The organism is Pseudomonas iranensis (assembly GCF_014268585.2).
GTDB lineage: Bacteria > Pseudomonadota > Gammaproteobacteria > Pseudomonadales > Pseudomonadaceae > Aquipseudomonas > Aquipseudomonas iranensis.
Genome location: NZ_CP077092.1, coordinates 3,089,386 through 3,105,336, shown reverse-complemented (window position 1 = coordinate 3,105,336; position 15,951 = coordinate 3,089,386). Strand labels below are relative to the sequence as shown.

General features: G+C 50.9%; 12 protein-coding genes. 3 read left to right on the top strand and 9 right to left on the bottom strand.

Annotated elements, in window-relative coordinates:
* Positions 1-160: 160 nt before the first annotated feature.
* Positions 161-1,120 carry an LLM class oxidoreductase gene (locus HU724_RS13950; RefSeq protein ID WP_186566917.1) on the top strand — a complete coding sequence of 320 codons (960 nt, stop codon included), beginning with the start codon at positions 161-163 and terminating at the stop codon, positions 1,118-1,120.
* Between the two features lie 1,073 nt (positions 1,121-2,193).
* Here HU724_RS13950 and HU724_RS13945 read toward each other — a convergent pair.
* From HU724_RS13945 to HU724_RS13920, 6 genes are all read right to left on the bottom strand, one after another.
* Positions 2,194-3,630 (bottom strand): NAD(P)(+) transhydrogenase (Re/Si-specific) subunit beta, encoded by a 1,437-nt coding sequence (locus HU724_RS13945; RefSeq protein ID WP_186566919.1) that lies wholly within the window; start codon positions 3,628-3,630, stop codon positions 2,194-2,196.
* Positions 3,631-3,632: 2 nt separating this feature from the next.
* Entirely contained in the window at positions 3,633-3,944 is a 312-nt protein-coding gene (locus HU724_RS13940; protein WP_186566921.1) for an NAD(P) transhydrogenase subunit alpha part 2, read from the bottom strand.
* A 9-nt stretch (positions 3,945-3,953) separates the two neighbouring features.
* On the bottom strand, positions 3,954-5,099 hold the full coding sequence (locus HU724_RS13935) for a Re/Si-specific NAD(P)(+) transhydrogenase subunit alpha (protein ID WP_186566923.1): 1,146 nt from the start codon (positions 5,097-5,099) through the stop codon (positions 3,954-3,956).
* Between the two features lie 201 nt (positions 5,100-5,300).
* On the bottom strand, positions 5,301-6,944 hold the full coding sequence (locus HU724_RS13930) for an acetolactate synthase large subunit (protein WP_186566925.1): 1,644 nt from the start codon (positions 6,942-6,944) through the stop codon (positions 5,301-5,303).
* Between the two features lie 775 nt (positions 6,945-7,719).
* Positions 7,720-8,466 carry an NADPH-dependent F420 reductase gene (locus HU724_RS13925; RefSeq protein ID WP_186566927.1) on the bottom strand — a complete coding sequence of 249 codons (747 nt, stop codon included), beginning with the start codon at positions 8,464-8,466 and terminating at the stop codon, positions 7,720-7,722.
* A complete protein-coding gene (locus HU724_RS13920) occupies positions 8,463-8,855 on the bottom strand; it encodes a MarR family winged helix-turn-helix transcriptional regulator (RefSeq protein WP_186567213.1) in 393 nt (130 codons plus the stop codon). The genes HU724_RS13925 and HU724_RS13920 overlap by 4 nt, the downstream gene beginning before the upstream one ends.
* Positions 8,856-9,236: 381 nt before the next feature.
* On the opposite strand from HU724_RS13920, the gene HU724_RS13915 reads away from it, so the two are divergent.
* Together HU724_RS13915 and HU724_RS27565 are read left to right on the top strand one after the other, a co-directional pair.
* Positions 9,237-9,764, top strand: coding sequence for an SH3 domain-containing protein (locus HU724_RS13915; RefSeq protein WP_186566929.1), 528 nt, complete (start codon positions 9,237-9,239; stop codon positions 9,762-9,764).
* A gap of 327 nt (positions 9,765-10,091) precedes the next feature.
* Positions 10,092-10,301: a hypothetical protein gene (locus tag HU724_RS27565; protein ID WP_225927613.1), complete on the top strand. Its 210-nt coding sequence runs from the start codon at positions 10,092-10,094 to the stop codon at positions 10,299-10,301.
* Between the two features lie 300 nt (positions 10,302-10,601).
* On the opposite strand, the gene HU724_RS13910 is transcribed toward HU724_RS27565, so the two are convergent.
* The 3 genes from HU724_RS13910 to HU724_RS13900 all read right to left on the bottom strand — a co-directional run bounded on the left by HU724_RS13910 (position 10,602) and on the right by HU724_RS13900 (position 15,746).
* A complete protein-coding gene (locus HU724_RS13910) occupies positions 10,602-11,189 on the bottom strand; it encodes a hypothetical protein (protein WP_186566931.1) in 588 nt (195 codons plus the stop codon).
* Positions 11,190-11,204: 15 nt separating this feature from the next.
* A complete protein-coding gene (locus HU724_RS13905) occupies positions 11,205-13,997 on the bottom strand; it encodes an RHS repeat-associated core domain-containing protein (RefSeq protein ID WP_186566933.1) in 2,793 nt (930 codons plus the stop codon).
* Positions 13,998-14,177: 180 nt separating this feature from the next.
* Positions 14,178-15,746: a DUF6531 domain-containing protein gene (locus tag HU724_RS13900; protein WP_186566935.1), complete on the bottom strand. Its 1,569-nt coding sequence runs from the start codon at positions 15,744-15,746 to the stop codon at positions 14,178-14,180.
* Positions 15,747-15,951 lie beyond the last annotated feature (205 nt).

Genomic DNA, 15,951 nt, shown 5'->3' with positions numbered 1-15,951 from the left:
CCGCACAAGGTAAAGGAGTTCCACACCGACTTTGCCGGGTGGCTGCCGCCCGTTTCCCGAGCAACTCCCACGCTCAATCTCAGATTATTTATCTGCAATCTGGCTGCTCACCCCAATTTCTGTGGTTGCTTTGCGCTGAATTATATTCAAGAGGTAATCCATGTCTGACTATCGAAATTCCACGGCCACGTCGGCAGCTAGTGTGTTCGACAAGGTATTCAAGCCAGGTGAGCTAACCTTTGGTTTGTTGACACCCCTCGAAGGCTACCCAAATAGCGATACCCCAACGATGAGAAACCATACTGCCTTGGCCACACTTGCAGATGATCTCGGGTTTGCGGCGCTTTGGCTGAGGGATGTACCGTTCCGGGATCCCGCTTTTGGAGATGTGGGCCAGATCTATGACCCAATGGTGTATGCCGGTTGGCTTGCCGCGGCGACGCGATATATTGCGATCGGTACTGCAGGTATCGTGCTTCCTCTCCGTGACCCTCTCGCAGTCGCCAAACAAGCGCTGTCGGTTGATCAACTGACCGGGGGGCGTTTTATTCTTGGGTTGTCTACTGGCGATCGACCTTCTGAATATCCTGCATTCGGCGCTGAATTCGAGAACCGTTCCGAACGCTTCAGGGATGCTCATACACTCATCACTGCTGCCGTAAACCAATCATTCCCGGTTCATCAGTCCAAGTTCTACGGCACGCTGGATGGCTCGCTCGACCTAGTTCCGAAGGCAAAACAGGCCAGGCTGAAAACCGTGGCTGTAGGGCGCTGCGGCCAAGACATCTCATGGCTCGCGGATAACATGGATGGCTGGATCTGGCATCAGAGCAACATAGAACTTTTACCCACCGTTATCGAAAGCTGGCGAGCAGCTTGCGGCCCCCAGGTCTTCAAGCCTTACGGCTACGGCACCTTCTTCGAACTCGACCGCGATCCAGACGCTCCGCTTCGGGTGCGACATGGTATCTACGGTGGCCGTAAGGCACTGATCGAGCTGTGGAAGCGTCAGCGTGATCAAGGCGTTTCGCATGTTGCGTTAAACATGCGTGTATCGAGCCGTCCTGTGAAGGAGACTATCGAGGAGCTCGGTGAGTCGGTGCTACCGCTGTTCACCTGATCTGTCAGTTAGAGGCTGCTGATTGCAGCCTCTTGTGAGCTTGAATAGCTCTCGAAGCCAGAAGAAAAAATCCTGGGCCCTCGAAGCGGAAGCTTTGGATAACGGGATCCAACATATATTACCGGCCTTGAGGCATACGAATTTCCCTCAGGCAGAACCTCAAGCTGCTTGGAGTTTCGTTCCACCTCAGACAGCTGAGAAGTCGGCGAAGCAACAACTGCTTCGGCGCAACTGCTTTGTTCACCTCCCGCCGCCATTCGAAATAGTAGTCGCTCAGTCGGACGGACTAAGTAGCTGCTCTTCCCTCTCTAATAAACTCACTCAGCTCATTCTGCGGATAGTCATGAGCAGGCCCGTAGTAGTGGGCATGGGTCGAGCTATGCCTCGGTAATCGCACATTCTTTTTGATGCCGTCGAATTACTGCCTACTGCGCGTAACGTCTGCAGGTGCTCAACCATTTTTCTGGGTGGCGGCGTTAGATATAGATGTCGAATGCGCGGTTTTCGCCGTGACAGCAACCCTTGATCCCGAATTGCTGACTCGATTCAGGCCGTAAAAGCGGGATCGAGAGGCTTTTTAGCTCACCGAGGTCACATGGCTGCATCAAAGGTGTGCTAACCACAGCCACTACCTTCGAGCGCAACAAGAATGGGTTGCCGCACCTGAAGCTGGCCAAGGGGATCGCAAATTGGAGGGGAGGCAAGCAACCGCTAGCCTGGCAATGCATGCTGGAGGGAAAAGAGAAAGCGTATGCTGTTAAAACCCGGTGATGTTGGCGGTCGACGACTCGACCAGCCATGTTCAGTGCGTTATCGCAGACGGGATATGGCAGGCGCGAAGGATTGCATTGGATCAATATCTGGCAAGCAGAGCGTTGGTCGAAATTTGGCATCCGCTGAAGCTAAAACCGAGGTTCGCCGCGATGTTCCATCACGGCCAATCGCATCTGTCCCCGGCAATTCATATCTTCGTGCACTGGTTCAGAGAGCCCTTCCCTTCGCTCCACCCAACCTAGTTCACCGACGTCACTGACAGGAAAAAAAGACCCACCTGCAGGTGAGCCTTTTCTTGGTCACTGATCGACGGAACGTACCATCTCCTCGATCACCTTCTTCGCATCACCAAAAACCATCATTGTCTTGTCCAGATAGAACAGCTCATTGTCGAGTCCTGCGTACCCCGCTGCCATCGACCGCTTGTTAACGATCACCGTGCGGGCTTTGTAGGCTTCAAGGATTGGCATCCCTGCAATTGGCGAAGCTGGGTTGTTCTTGGCTGCAGGATTAACCACGTCGTTGGCCCCCAGGACGAGGACGACGTCGGTCTGGGCGAAGTCATTGTTGATCTCCTCCATCTCATGAACGATGTCATACGGGACTTCTGCCTCAGCCAGTAGCACATTCATATGGCCAGGCATCCGACCCGCGACAGGATGAATGGCGTAGCGGACATCAACACCGCGAGCTTGGAGCTTATCACTGAGTTCCTTGAGAGCATGCTGGGCGCGTGCCACGGCCAAACCATAGCCCGGTACAATCAGAACTGATTCAGCATTCGCCAACATGAACGAAGCATCATCCGCGGAACCCGAGCGCACTGGACGCGACTCGCTTTGCCCAGTCAATCCAGCATCTGCGGTAGCACCAAAGCCGCCTAGGAGAACGCTGCTGAAAGAGCGGTTCATAGCCTTGCACATGATGTAAGAGAGGATGGCCCCTGATGCGCCAACCAGTGACCCGGCGATGATAAGCATCGAATTGTTCAGTGAGAAACCAATCCCTGCGGCGGCCCATCCCGAGTAGGAGTTCAGCATCGAAACGATCACGGGCATGTCTGCCCCGCCAATCGGTATCAACAGCATCACGCCGAACACTAATGCCAATGCGGTCATGATCAGAAATGGCGTCCAGGACTGATCAATTACGAAAACTGCCCCACTGGCGACCAGCGCCACAGCAATTGCCAAATTCAGGTGATGTTGGCCCGCAAATCTAATGGCCGCGCCTTGGAAAATACGCAGCTTCAAGCGCCCGGACAGCTTGCCGAATGCGATTACGGAACCAGTGAATGTTATCGCACCTACTGCGGTACCTAGCGCCAGTTCCACTCGGTTCGCCATAGGAATAAGCGCGAGCTCATCCACGAGTCCGAACACTTGCGGTTGCCGCACCACTGCAAAAGCAATGCAAACCGCAGAAAGGCCAATCAGGGAATGCATGGCGGCTACGAGCTCAGGCATTTTCGTCATCTCGACCTTAATCGAGAGATAAGTCCCCACTAAAGCACCGAGCAGTAAAGCGACGAATAAGGTGACCAGCCCTTCCAATGAGCTTTCAGACCTCGGATGATCAAGGATCACAGCAAGAGTAGTCAGAATTGCGATCAGCATTCCGGACATACCGAACAGGTTGCCCAGACGAGCAGACCTTGGTGATGACAAGCCTTTCAGAGCTTGAATAAAAAGTACCGACGCTACTAGGTAGAGCAACGCAACGACATTGAGACTCATGATCAGACTCCCGCCTTGCCAGCGTCTGGCTTAGCTTTCTTTTTAAACATGCTTAGCATTCGGCGAGTCACCAAGAATCCGCCAAATAGATTGACTGCAGCCAGAAATACCGCAAATCCACCAAAGTACCGAGCCAATGGATCAGTAGTAAGTGCCGTAGCAAGCATTGCTCCAATGATTACAATCGCAGAGATGGCATTGGTTACGGCCATCAGTGGGGTGTGCAATGCGGGCGTTACATTCCAGACGACGTGGTAACCCACATAAATCGCCAACACGAAAACAATGAGATTTATAACCACATGGCTCAACATAGGTTCACCCTAATTAAACTTTTTATTTAACTGACCGGACTGGCACAGCAAGGTAGCGCTGACGATGTCGTCTTCCAAATTGATTTCAAGTTGACCGCCAGAGTTGGTAATCAATTTAATGAACTCCAACAGATTTCGTGCGTACAGTGAGGAGGCGTCGGTTGCAACCATGGATGCCAGGTTTGAAAATCCGACCAGTTTCACCCCAAAATGCTCTACCACTTCATGCTCACAGGTGAGCGGGCAGTTACCGCCTCTACGACCCTCATGCTCAGCGCCTCGGCCTGCAGCAAGATCAACTACGATCGATCCAGGTTTCATAGCTTTGATGGTCTCTACCGACAACAGTGTGGGTGCTGGTCGCCCAGGAATGAGCGCAGTAGTTATAACAATGTCTGCCTGAGCCGCCCTGGTATGAACCAGTTCCGCCTGGCGCTTGACCCAAGTCGCCGGCATGGGGCGAGCGTAGCCACCCATCCCCTCCGCGGCCTCTCGCTCCTCATCTGTCTCAAAAGGCACATCTAAGAATTTTGCCCCCAGTGACTCGATCTGCTCCTTGACCGCAGGCCGCACGTCCGAAGCCTCAACCACGGCCCCCAAACGTTTGGCTGTTGCAATTGCTTGCAGTCCAGCCACACCAGCACCCAACACCAATACGCGCGCAGCTTTCACAGTACCGGCAGCTGTCATCAGCATTGGCACGAAGCGCTGATACAGGTTGCTCGCGATCATCATCGCCTTGTACCCAGCAATGTTGCTCTGCGACGACAGCACATCGAGACTTTGTGCTCGGCTGGTACGAGGTGCCAATTCGAGTGAGAACCCAGTGGCGCCGCTTGCTGCGATGCGAGCAGCAGTCACATGGTCGAATGGATCGAGCATCCCCAAAATTACAGATTCAGCTCTGATGAGTTCAAACTCTTCAGCCATTGGCGCTTGCACTTTCAAGACGATATCAGCTGAATAAGCATCAGCTGCATCTTTTAAAATTGCTCCAGCCGCTTCATAAGCTTCATCCAAAAAACTTGCTTTAGTGCCAGCGCCTTTTTCAACTATTACGGTGTGGCCTTGCGTGATGAGTTTTTTGACAGACTCCGGAGTGGCCGCCACGCGATTTTCGCGCGCCTGCCGCTCGGCAGGTATTCCGATTTTCATAACAGACTCCAAACAAAGCGTCGATTTGAATTTAGATAATTATCGTGGCGTTAAGTTAGGGCACAGAACATGCTTAACAGGTTGATGCTAGTGCATGCTCACACATGGAAAAACATCAGTTTTGAGCCAAGACTTGTATAGAGTTGATACCAATCAAGAAAAGCCGTCAGGGGCACCAAATATGGTGCCCCTGGCGGAGCGTTACACGGCGGCGCTACGCTTTCTGAGTTCGTGATTCAAAATCGAATCGTTTTCGGAATAGTCAACTGGGCAGTCAATCACATGCACGCCAGGATTCTTCTGGCACCAGTTCAGCAGCGTAAGTAGCGTTTCCGCGCTTTCAACACGATGCCCCATGGCCCCGTAGCTTTCCGCATACTGAACAAAGTCGGGATTGCCGTAATCCAGCCCGAAGTCGGTGAAACCCATGTTGGCTTGCTTCCAACGGATCATTCCGTAACCGTCATCGCGAAGAATCACCACTGTCAGGTTCATCTTCATCCGAACGGCAGTTTCCAACTCTTGGCTGTTCATCATGAAGCCACCGTCGCCACAGACCGCAATCACTGGTCGGTCGGGATAGACCAAGTGCGCCGCCATCGCCGATGGCAAGCCAGCACCCATCGTCGCCAAGGCATTATCGAGCAGCACGGTGTTCGGCATGTGCGCCTTGTAATTTCGCGCAAACCAGATCTTGTAGATCCCGTTATCGAGCGCAACGATGCCTTCGGAAGGCAATGCCCTCCGGATATCTGCGACCAGCCGCTGCGGGTAGATCGGGAAGCGATTATCGTCGGCACCTTCAGCAATTTGGGCTTCATTGGCTTCGCGGATGGCCATCAGCCGCGTAAAGTCCCATTGCGAAGTGTCATCTAGCGCTTCACTGATCTGCCATACCGCGTTCGCAATGTCCCCGACAACTTCTATCTGCGGGAAATACACTGGGTCAACCTCAGCAGAGCGGAAGTTAACGTGAATGACCTCAGTCCCTCCGCGCGCCATGAAGAAAGGCGGTTTCTCAATCACATCGTGGCCAATGTTCACTATTAGATCTGCAGCTCCGACGGCTCGGTGCACAAAGTCGCCTGAAGATAATGCGGCGTTCCCTAGGAAACGCGGGTGACGCTCATCCACCACCCCCTTGCCCATCTGCGTGGTCACGAAAGGGATACCTGTTTTGTCGATCAACTGCCTCAACACTTTTGCAGTCATTTTACGGTTCGCGCCGGCGCCGATGACGAGGATCGGGGAACGAGCAGCTTTGAGCTTTTCAACCGCTGAACAGATCGATTTGTGCTCTGCCAGTGGGCGACGGCTGGAGCTTGGAGGTAACGGCGTGCTTTCAGTTTGCTCGTCAGCAATATCCTCAGGGAGCTCTAGGTGCACAGCGCCTGGCTTCTCCTCTTCCGCAAGGCGAAATGCCTCACGCACACGCGAAGGAATGTTGTCGGCGGATGCCAACTGATGGGTGTACTTCGTAATCGGCTGCATCATGCCGACCACATCGATGATCTGGAAACGACCTTGCTTGGATTTTTTTATTGGTTTTTGCCCAGTAATCATCAGCATGGGCATACCACCAAGGTAGGCATATGCTCCAGCGGTCACCAGATTCGTAGCACCGGGGCCTAAGGTGGAAAGACTAACACCCGTTTTTCCGGTCAGACGGCCATAAGTCGCAGCCATGAATCCCGCAGACTGCTCGTGACGCGTAAGCACCAGCTTGATGGGCGACTTTCGCAAGGACTCTAAAAGGTCGAGATTCTCTTCGCCTGGAATGCCGAAAACGTATTTCACGCCTTCATTCTCCAGACTTTGCACGAATACGTCAGAGGCCTTGGCCATTGTTTGTTTCCTCGGTGGTGGAGGTCAAACACGTCAGTGTTTGCGCTGAATAATCCGGCTAGCCTGCTAATGAAGCCAATCCACAGGCGGTCAGTTGATACAACTGATAACTCGCATTCTTTCAAAGCGCCCTCTAGGGATAAAGGCGCTGAACGGGACAGGACTGGTATTCAGATCGAAACAAAGCGCATTTTGAATGGCCTAGACCTTCTTCGAGGCGAAGGTAGATCATTTCACGGAGTTCAAGAGCAGAGGTCGCTGTAAAGCCGGGACATTCGCTGTGAGTGTGCGCCTATGCTTGGCGCCAAAACCGCGCAATAAGGCTCCGATGTATGTGAACCATGTTGCTCAAGCTAGGGGGACTTTTCGATTGACGAATGATGACGATTTCAGCCTTTCGGAGCGGCTCCAAACGCCTTAAGGGGGGCGTACCTGGCTTCCAATTAACAATGCCCAGCCAGCGTCTTCCCGCACGCTCAGGGTACGCTTCTATAAAACGATGATCTTTCTAAGAGAAGCGGCATATGCGGCTTATGCCAGCGGGCGTACTGACGGCACTGAAGTTCACCGCCCGCTAACACAATCCCACCGATCTTGGCCTAGGTGACGCATATAGCCTTCAGCCTCCGACCTCAGCCACAACATCGCAAAGCGTTACGACGAGAAGGAAGGTGGGCATGTTCCGGAAATGAAACGCTGTGATGCACACGTCCGCTGTGGCAAATTTTTCTACCATTACGAAGTTCGACATCACAGCGTTTCGCGCAAATGAAACCTACATATTAATAGCCCGTACCAATCGTACGCCCCACTCTGCATCTGGATTGGTCGTGCCATCACCAAGCCGCTCCTGCATCACTGCGACACCCAGATCTCGACGCTTCGGCAACCTGTCTTTTTCCGCCGCGGCGAGCGCCTCGGCTATCTCGTTTAGTTTGAGATCAGTGCAGTAAGCTGGGGCACCAGGCTGCTGCCGCCACGAGTCCTTGAGTGGCCCCGAATAATAAAAATCAAGGCCCGTATCCTCGACCAAGGTTCTAGCCACGTCACGATCTCTGTCTCTGTCGGCAGCAACTGGCAATGCAATACGGTCTGGATCCCCGGAAGGTTTACCCTTGCTGGCTAACGAAGCAGAACCGATCGCGTTCCAAGCTTTTACAATCGGGCGACCCAATTGCTCGGCGACCCAGAGACTTTCCACTTGTCCAGCTTCAATCGCGTCAATATTTCCGTCGCGGAAAGGATAATAGTTGGAGGTATCGATCACCACCGTCTCGCTTGGGACACCTGAGAGTATCGAAGCAACATCAGGAATACGCGTAAGGGGAACAGACAAAATGACTGCGTCGACATCCGTTACAGCTTCCTGCGCGGTTAGTGCTACTGCGCCGGTAGTCAGCAATGCTTTGTCGATCGTCTCTGGGCCACGGGAGTTCGCAACCTTAACGATGTGACCTGCAAGGCTCAATTTGCTAACCAAAGTCTTACCGATATGTCCTGTGCCGAGAATGCCGATTTTCATGGTTCCTCCACTGTTGCGATTGGGTGTTCAATTGGTGGGTGGGCTAGGCCGTCTAGGGTGCGCCGAAGTTCTACTACGTTCTGCTCGTTCAGCTGACATGCAGTCCTGATCTTGCCGGTGATTGCCTGAACTTCAGTCTCCAGTGCTCGACCTTGAGATGTGAGATCCACGAGGACGCGGCGCTCATCACTGGGATCCCGCTTACGCGTAACAAGCCCCGATAATTCGAGACGCTTAAGGAGCGGAGTAATCGTTCCTGTATCCATACTTAGGCGCTCACCGAGAACGCCAACGGGTTGCGGGGCACCATTGAGCAACTCCAGCACGACCAGGTACTGAGGGAACGTAAGGCCTAAGGGCTCAAGAAAGGGCTTGTGTAGCCGCACCATCCGGTTTGCCGCGCCATAAAGGGCAAACGAAAGCTGCTGACTAACGCTATTTTGATTCAATTCTCTAGCTCACTATTATCTAGTTCGCTAGACAATAACCTGTTCTGCGACAGCGATCCACCACGTTTTGCACAGCTGCGCCACGCGTGCCCATGGTTGGCTGCTGAACGAGCGTACCAGTGAGGCATTCAACGACCTGGAGAGGGACGCCGATGATTGGGCGGTAGAAACTCTTGCTCAGCGCAATCTAACTGTGAGCGCTTTAGTAGCGGGTTGGAATTTCGAACAGGATAACGGATGCACGTCTAAGCTCACGGTAGGCCGCAGTAATCAACTCCGTCGCGAAGGCAACTGACGAACCTTTTTTTGGGAGCAATGGACATGCGCAAGAAATCTCAATCTTGGTTTGTCCCGCTTCTAATCTTGGTCGCAGTTCTGTGGGCAATCGGCAAAAAAGACACTACTCCAGCCCAAATTCAGCCCACCACCCAGAGCACACCGGGTAAATTAGCCTCGTTTCCAGCTAAACCTTCATCTCCCATAGCCCCGCCAGCCGACCAATACGTCAGCACAGACAAACTCAACATCCGAGATCAACCCGGCGGAAAAATCATTTCCAAGCTTCAGCGGGGAGACAAGGTGCAGGTCTTTGAAAAACGAAACGAGTGGGTACGCGTAAGTGTTGATGGCCAGCCAGCTAGGTGGCTTTCCTCTAAAAATCTTTGCAGCGGTGCAGATTGCTACGTCGCGCCTGTTCCAAAATCTGCGCGTGCCGCGCCGCAACCTGTGCGTAGCCCCGCTTCTGAATACGGCTCATCTTGTCCATGTTCATCCGGCAGCATATGCATTGGCCCCCGAGGGGGAAGATACTGCATTACTTCAGGAGGGAAGAAACGTTACGGCGTGTGATTTCAGGCGTGATCTCGCTACAGCTTTGAGTTAGTCGTTCGTCGCGTTAACAGCCGAAAGTGGACTGCTTTCAATTGCCCAAGCACGTACCTTTTTTCGTACGGCGCTCAGGTGTGAGATAGGCATTGACTCGAACCTTAGCTGGGATGTGCGCAATGGGGTTGAGCTGGGATATATGCGCAGATGGCTTCCGTTCCAAACCGCCATCCTTCGTAGGGACGCTGCGCGCTCCCCCCTTCTTTGGTGCCGGAGAAAGCGAAACCGAATGAACAAAAACATCGGATAGCAGACGGATGGCTCCAAGGAAAGGAAAAAGGAAAAAGGAAAATGGCAGGCGAATACTCGTTATCAGACGTGCTGGAAAGGATGTATCAGAATCAGCTCGCACTAGAGGAGGCGCTGATGGAGTCAACGCTCCATGTCGAAGCCCAGGGGAGCGTTGAGATTGGGGGTAACGTTCGAGGTGCGTTGTGGACGATTGGCGAGAACGCGGGTCACATAAAGCAGGGTTTAGCAAGGCTTAGAAAGACCCCGTGAACCTTGCCAGAAGAATCAACGGTTCCGTGATCACTTGATTTTCGGTGGCGCCTGGAAAGATTGTGTATTGCCGCTTCGATGGACACTTGACCAATCCTCTTACCCCATTGGACGCATCACAAACTCTAGAAAGGACTAATTGAGTGCTCCATATTTTAGCAATCCAGTCCAGCCACATGATAACTGCAGCACATGCATCCCAAAGGCGCTTTCCCAGCGCCGTCCACCACCTTGCATCGCCATGAGCCCGGAATCCGAGTCGTGATGCTTAAAAATCAGCATAGTAGTGAACGCGTCAATTTAAGAATCATGTATCAACGAAGAAACAAATACCGAATCCCCATCTAGCGCATCACATATAAACAATTTGTGGCGGCCTAGAAAACTATTTTTATCCGGCACTTCAACCTTTACGACTCCTAGTATCCTTGTAGATCGAGAAGCCCTCAAAACTTTTGCTATATCGGCCGATGAGCTTTTGAGGACATCTACTAAAAGCAACGGATCGCCATTAACTACAACATAATCATATTGAGTTAAAAACTTATCTCCGAGCTTTAAGTATCCCGCCTCACAAAACATAAATGCTTGTTTCTCTTTATAACATAGCTCATGCAAAGCTTCAGCTGCGTCCTCCAAACACTCAAGGCGCTCTGTCCATTTCCCGAAAGCCTCATGACGAACAGACAGCAATTCATTCACTGTAGTATCAGGTCGTGAATTTGTTATGCAATCCTCATCAATGCCGCCTGGAAAGATAACTATGCCGCTCTGTAAATCTATGCAGTCCTGGGTTTCAATCAGGCCAATTTTCATGGCTTCTGAGGCTCGTAGTAAAACATGCTCCTTCCAAACCGCAGATAATTGAGACAAAGAAATTTTATTCATGCTTTCTCACCGCCATTACTGGGAAACCCAACCATTTCCGTAATTATCCCAACGCTTACCGCTTGGATCAGTATAAGTGACATGTGGATCTTTTCCTGCTGGATGAGTTCTGTCGTCATGAAGTGATTGATCAGTACTCGGGTTATACCATGCCCCTTCTCTTGAGCCAGGCTCTCCCCGACCTCGCCACTCCCAGCCCTCACCTGGCGGCTGAGATGGATCATCAGAAATTGTTGGTGGATTTTCTGGCTGGGTCGTATCAACTACGCTTTCATCCCCACCTGCGATTTCATTCCAAGCTGCACTACAGGCCTCAGCGAATCGTTCACAGGTACCCGTAAGATAACAGGCTAAAGCTGCAGCACCTGTGCCCGCCGCTGCTACCCCACACCCTATCCAGCCCACACCAGGCACAAAACATAATCCAGCTACGGCTGGATTTAAGCCTTTAGAGTCTGAATATTTCAGTGGATTTCCGTAGACATATCCATAGGTGTTCAACCCGCCTTCGAGTCCAACCGGGTCGCTCTCGATATAACGCCCGATCTCGGGATCATAATCGCGGAAATAATTGTAATTTAGCTTTGTTTGTACGTCATAAAGCTGCCCAGGAAAACGTAGAGGGATATTTGTTTTGACACCATCTCCATCGACGTCTTCATTGGGGAGGCTGTTTCCATATGCATCACTGTTCCAGCTCCAGATGACACCTTGATCTGTGCTAGCTAGGCGCGGAGTATTCAAGTGATCCGGATGAAGATAAATTAAACGACGGCCATTATTGGAACCATTTATATAGCTGAGTTCGACCTGTGCCAATGGCATACCATCCAGCCAGAACCAATATCGGGTTAGGGTTTTTTGCCCTATCGAATTGTAATTCGCTTGGCCGATTAGGTCTCCGTTAGGGCCGTACAGGTAGACGCTACCATTCAGCAGCGCACCGCTTACTGGGTCATAATTGATTTGAATATCTCGCTGCCCTTGGTTGTTATAACCGTAAGTAGCAACCTTTTGCGTACCATCTTGATAAACCGCATTCATTCGCCCAGAGGCATCATAGGTATAACGCAAGCCGTTACTGTGCTGCTGAATATTCCCACTTTCATCGTAGGTAAGTGGAAAATCATTAATCGTCGTCAAGCGATTACTATCCGACGCAACAACTGCTTGCTGCATCTCACTGATGTTACCATTAGCCAGATTTGTTGTAGTGCGCGAGGTACGGTTGCCGGAGGCATCCAAGACGTAATCTTTTTGCGTGCTGACTGCCTGCTCACGCGTAAGGCGATTCAGAGCGTCATACCGGTATTGCACGTCTTCCCAAAGATTGCTCTGTTGGCTAGTAATGTTACCTACTGCATCGTAGCTATACTGATGCTGCCAATTGCCGACATTCTGAGTAATGAGCTGGTAATCTTGATCATACGTACGGGTTAACTCATAGCCATTACCCCACGTCAACTTTTTAACCGGGCCGAACGGAACATAATTGATATTGGTAGCTATTGGGTATGTATCTCCTAGAGATATCGCTGTGATTGCGTTTACTTTCCCAGAACCATCACGGGTGTAATTCACAGATATGCCATCCGGGTAATTATAGCTAGCAATTCGCCCCGCATTGTCATAATCGTAACTTTGAGTGGTGGTAACTTTGAGCGCATCTAATTTCTGAGCACTATCCTGAGCGATAAGCAGCCCACGACCATCATATTTATAGGACACCGTACCGCTCGCATCTTGAACACCTGTTAGGCGCCCGATGCCCTTGTTATCCGTATCGCTTGCATCATAAGTGTACAGCACATCCAATGTTGGATTTGATGGATAGCGCCGTGCTGTTACACGATTAAGCGCGTCGTACTGATAGGTTGTGATCAAACCCCGACCATCGGTTTTTTGTGTGACATTGCCCCCTTCATCATAAACGTAGGTCGAAAGGCCGCTATCTGGACTTTTTACCTGCAGGACACGACCAAAACTGTCATACACATACTCTGTCGTGACACCGCGAGGATCCACGAATACAGTTATCTTGTTATCAGCGTTATAGGTCAGTGCACTGACACCACTTAAGGGGTCTACAATTTGTGTTACACGTCCCAACGCATCAAATGCCTGTGTAGTTGCATTACTCCGTGCATCAGTTTGCTTTATGCGCTGATTGTTCCGATCGTAAGCGTAATGCGTCGTTTGTCCATTTGCACCCACTAAGGTAAGCAACCGCCCCAACTCATCGTAAGTACGATGCTGGAGACGAGTTAGGCCGCCACTTGCGTCCTTTACCTGCACGACCGTGCGGTTGCCCATTGCATCCAAAGTATACGTTTGAGTCTCGCCGAGAGCATTCGCAACACTTATCAGGCGTCGGGCGTCATCATAGGAATAAGCAAGAAAACTGCCGTCCGGTAACGTAGCGCGAGTAAGGTCACCTACTGCGTTATAGGCGTACTTAGTTGTCGCTCCTGCAGTATTGCTTGATGCCAACCATCCCTGCTGGGTATAACCCAATATCGTTACCACCCCATTGGCGTCAGTTACCGATTGCGCGTGCCCTTGGTTATCGAAATTCGCAAACGTCACAACATGGCCCAGCGCATTGGTGATCGTGGTCAGATTGCCCTGAGGGTCATATGTGTAGCTAGTAACGTCCGAGACATCAGTACGCGGCCCGTCAATGCTAGCGATCTGCCCCAACGTTGTGTAGGTATAATTAGTGGAGCTATCAGCAAACACCTGCAGACTTATAAGAAAACTTGCAATGACTGTTATTAAAAGACTAATCCGAGGCGTCACTGGAGACATCATAAGATCCTTCTTAATGAAATGATTGTTTTGTTTCCAATTAAGCCTCCACATAACACTCACCCGCCACATACCTTATACAGTCAGAGTAATAAATTTCGCTCTCGGTAGCGATCACTTTAATTTAAAAGCTGCCGGAGACATCAATCGAAATCATTTAAATTTCATCTTCCCATAAAATCAATTACTCGTGACCTGAACAGATAGCGGCCTTCCCTGCCCATCGTACGTGAATACTGTCATCCTAGTCGGCTCGAAAACTTTGCTCTTCAATGGCAATACCGGATCCCATTCTGTACTAATACTTCTTTGCTGCGCTGAGCCTGCTCCTTCAACACGTTTTACCTCGAAGCCCCGCTCATTATATGCATAGGTTGTCAAATGCCCTTCCGCATCAGACTTTGTTTCTACCAATCCGCGCGAGTCATACGTGAAGGTTGAGTTGCTATAAGGGCAGTTTGGGGACGGTTGCCCAACAATTGAAACCACTCGCCTCACCCCTTGAATCAAACTAAACTGATAAAGAGTCGACTTACCTAGTTCGTTAGTCACATTAACCGTTCCATCATTATTATAAGCAATATTTACGTGACCAACCCCGCCAGCGTGCTCGCTAGATGTCGCGCGCCCAGCCTCGTCATACTCCCAAGTAGAGCTTTGTACTCCCCGCTGATCAATCAAGCCAATCAATAGCTTTTTGTCAGTCCCTGGCTTGTATAGATAACTTCTTTTCTCGACGATCTCGCTACCATGTCTCTTAAATTCTGCAACCTCTAGCTCGCCGAGATCGTTATATGTGTAATTTATGGTTACCCCAGGAGCCTCCGCGGAAAGGAGTTGAGCGACGCCATATTCTTTCAAAGTAAGAACACCACCAAACTCATCAGTCACCTTAATGACAGTTCCAGTCCTTTCAATACGAACACTGCGCCCTAGCGCGTCAACTTTACCAACTAATACGCCCCAATCAGTAAACCTCAAGCGCTCGTTATTGGGTGATATGTATTCCCATCCACCGTCAGCTGTATTCTTCAGAGTACCGAGCTCTGTTTGCTCTGAAGTAATTACAGAGCCCACGCGAGAAAACTTTATTTGCCGGCCATCCTCTAAAGTGATCCAGACCATTTCTGGGGTCAGAAATATACTTTGCGAGTACGTATGCCGCCAAATACCGTCCTTGCTATTATAATATCGCGTGATTTCAAGCGGAGAACTACTTGTCTTGAGATAATCCTTCTCTACTTGAAACTTGTTTCCTGTTGAGAAATTTATAGGATTCCCCAAAAAAGTATTGGACTCACATCCTTGAAAGGGAGGGACGCCCAATTGTTTTCTTGGAATCTCTCCAGCCGTTGAGTCGCAGCGGCCAGTATCAGGATTGTACTCATTACCCGTATCACACTGAGTCCCATAGCGTGCGACAATTACGCCGGCAGTGCCATATATTTCAGGATTATACGGGCTACGAGCTGTAAACTCACAAGTCGCCATGATCGGATTAATATAGAGATAATCAAGCTTTGTGAAGCGCAAGGTATCTTTGAATAGTAGATCCTGAGACCAAGGCCAAGCTCCAGGCGCATATTCAACATCGACTGCCGCTTTGCAGGCTGACATAATATCTGGCTGTGGAGTGATGGACGAGCGGTATCCGATCCACTTGTTTTCAGCGCTACAGGGCACTGCACAAACTATGGTAAGCCATACAACACCGATAGCTCCCAAGCTTATTGTATTGACACTACGCATAGAGCGTCCTTGCCTCCAAAGCTTTGACCAAATGTTCCCTGTCAGTAAGTTATAGCCGCTCATTGCGAGTGTGCAATTTTTTTCGTGCACGTGCGACGTACCGTGCAACGCCATGCGATAGCTACATCGGCTGATGTATGGAATCTCCAGCTCTAAGAACCCTTGGCGTTCAAATTACTGGCATTATCAAGCGCGGTAGTTCCGG

Bases quoted from the DNA above. Each gene is read 5' to 3' on its own strand.
- HU724_RS13950 (WP_186566917.1), top strand. From the start codon at position 161: ATGTCTGACTATCGAAATTCCACGGCCACGTCGGCAGCTAGTGTGTTC.
- HU724_RS13945 (WP_186566919.1), bottom strand. From the start codon at position 3,630: ATGAGTCTCAATGTCGTTGCGTTGCTCTACCTAGTAGCGTCGGTACTT.
- HU724_RS13940 (WP_186566921.1), bottom strand. From the start codon at position 3,944: ATGTTGAGCCATGTGGTTATAAATCTCATTGTTTTCGTGTTGGCGATT.
- HU724_RS13935 (WP_186566923.1), bottom strand. From the start codon at position 5,099: ATGAAAATCGGAATACCTGCCGAGCGGCAGGCGCGCGAAAATCGCGTG.
- HU724_RS13930 (WP_186566925.1), bottom strand. From the start codon at position 6,944: ATGGCCAAGGCCTCTGACGTATTCGTGCAAAGTCTGGAGAATGAAGGC.
- HU724_RS13925 (WP_186566927.1), bottom strand. From the start codon at position 8,466: ATGAAAATCGGCATTCTCGGCACAGGACATATCGGTAAGACTTTGGTT.
- HU724_RS13920 (WP_186567213.1), bottom strand. From the start codon at position 8,855: ATGGTGCGGCTACACAAGCCCTTTCTTGAGCCCTTAGGCCTTACGTTC.
- HU724_RS13915 (WP_186566929.1), top strand. From the start codon at position 9,237: ATGCGCAAGAAATCTCAATCTTGGTTTGTCCCGCTTCTAATCTTGGTC.
- HU724_RS27565 (WP_225927613.1), top strand. From the start codon at position 10,092: ATGGCAGGCGAATACTCGTTATCAGACGTGCTGGAAAGGATGTATCAG.
- HU724_RS13910 (WP_186566931.1), bottom strand. From the start codon at position 11,189: ATGAATAAAATTTCTTTGTCTCAATTATCTGCGGTTTGGAAGGAGCAT.
- HU724_RS13905 (WP_186566933.1), bottom strand. From the start codon at position 13,997: ATGTCTCCAGTGACGCCTCGGATTAGTCTTTTAATAACAGTCATTGCA.
- HU724_RS13900 (WP_186566935.1), bottom strand. From the start codon at position 15,746: ATGCGTAGTGTCAATACAATAAGCTTGGGAGCTATCGGTGTTGTATGG.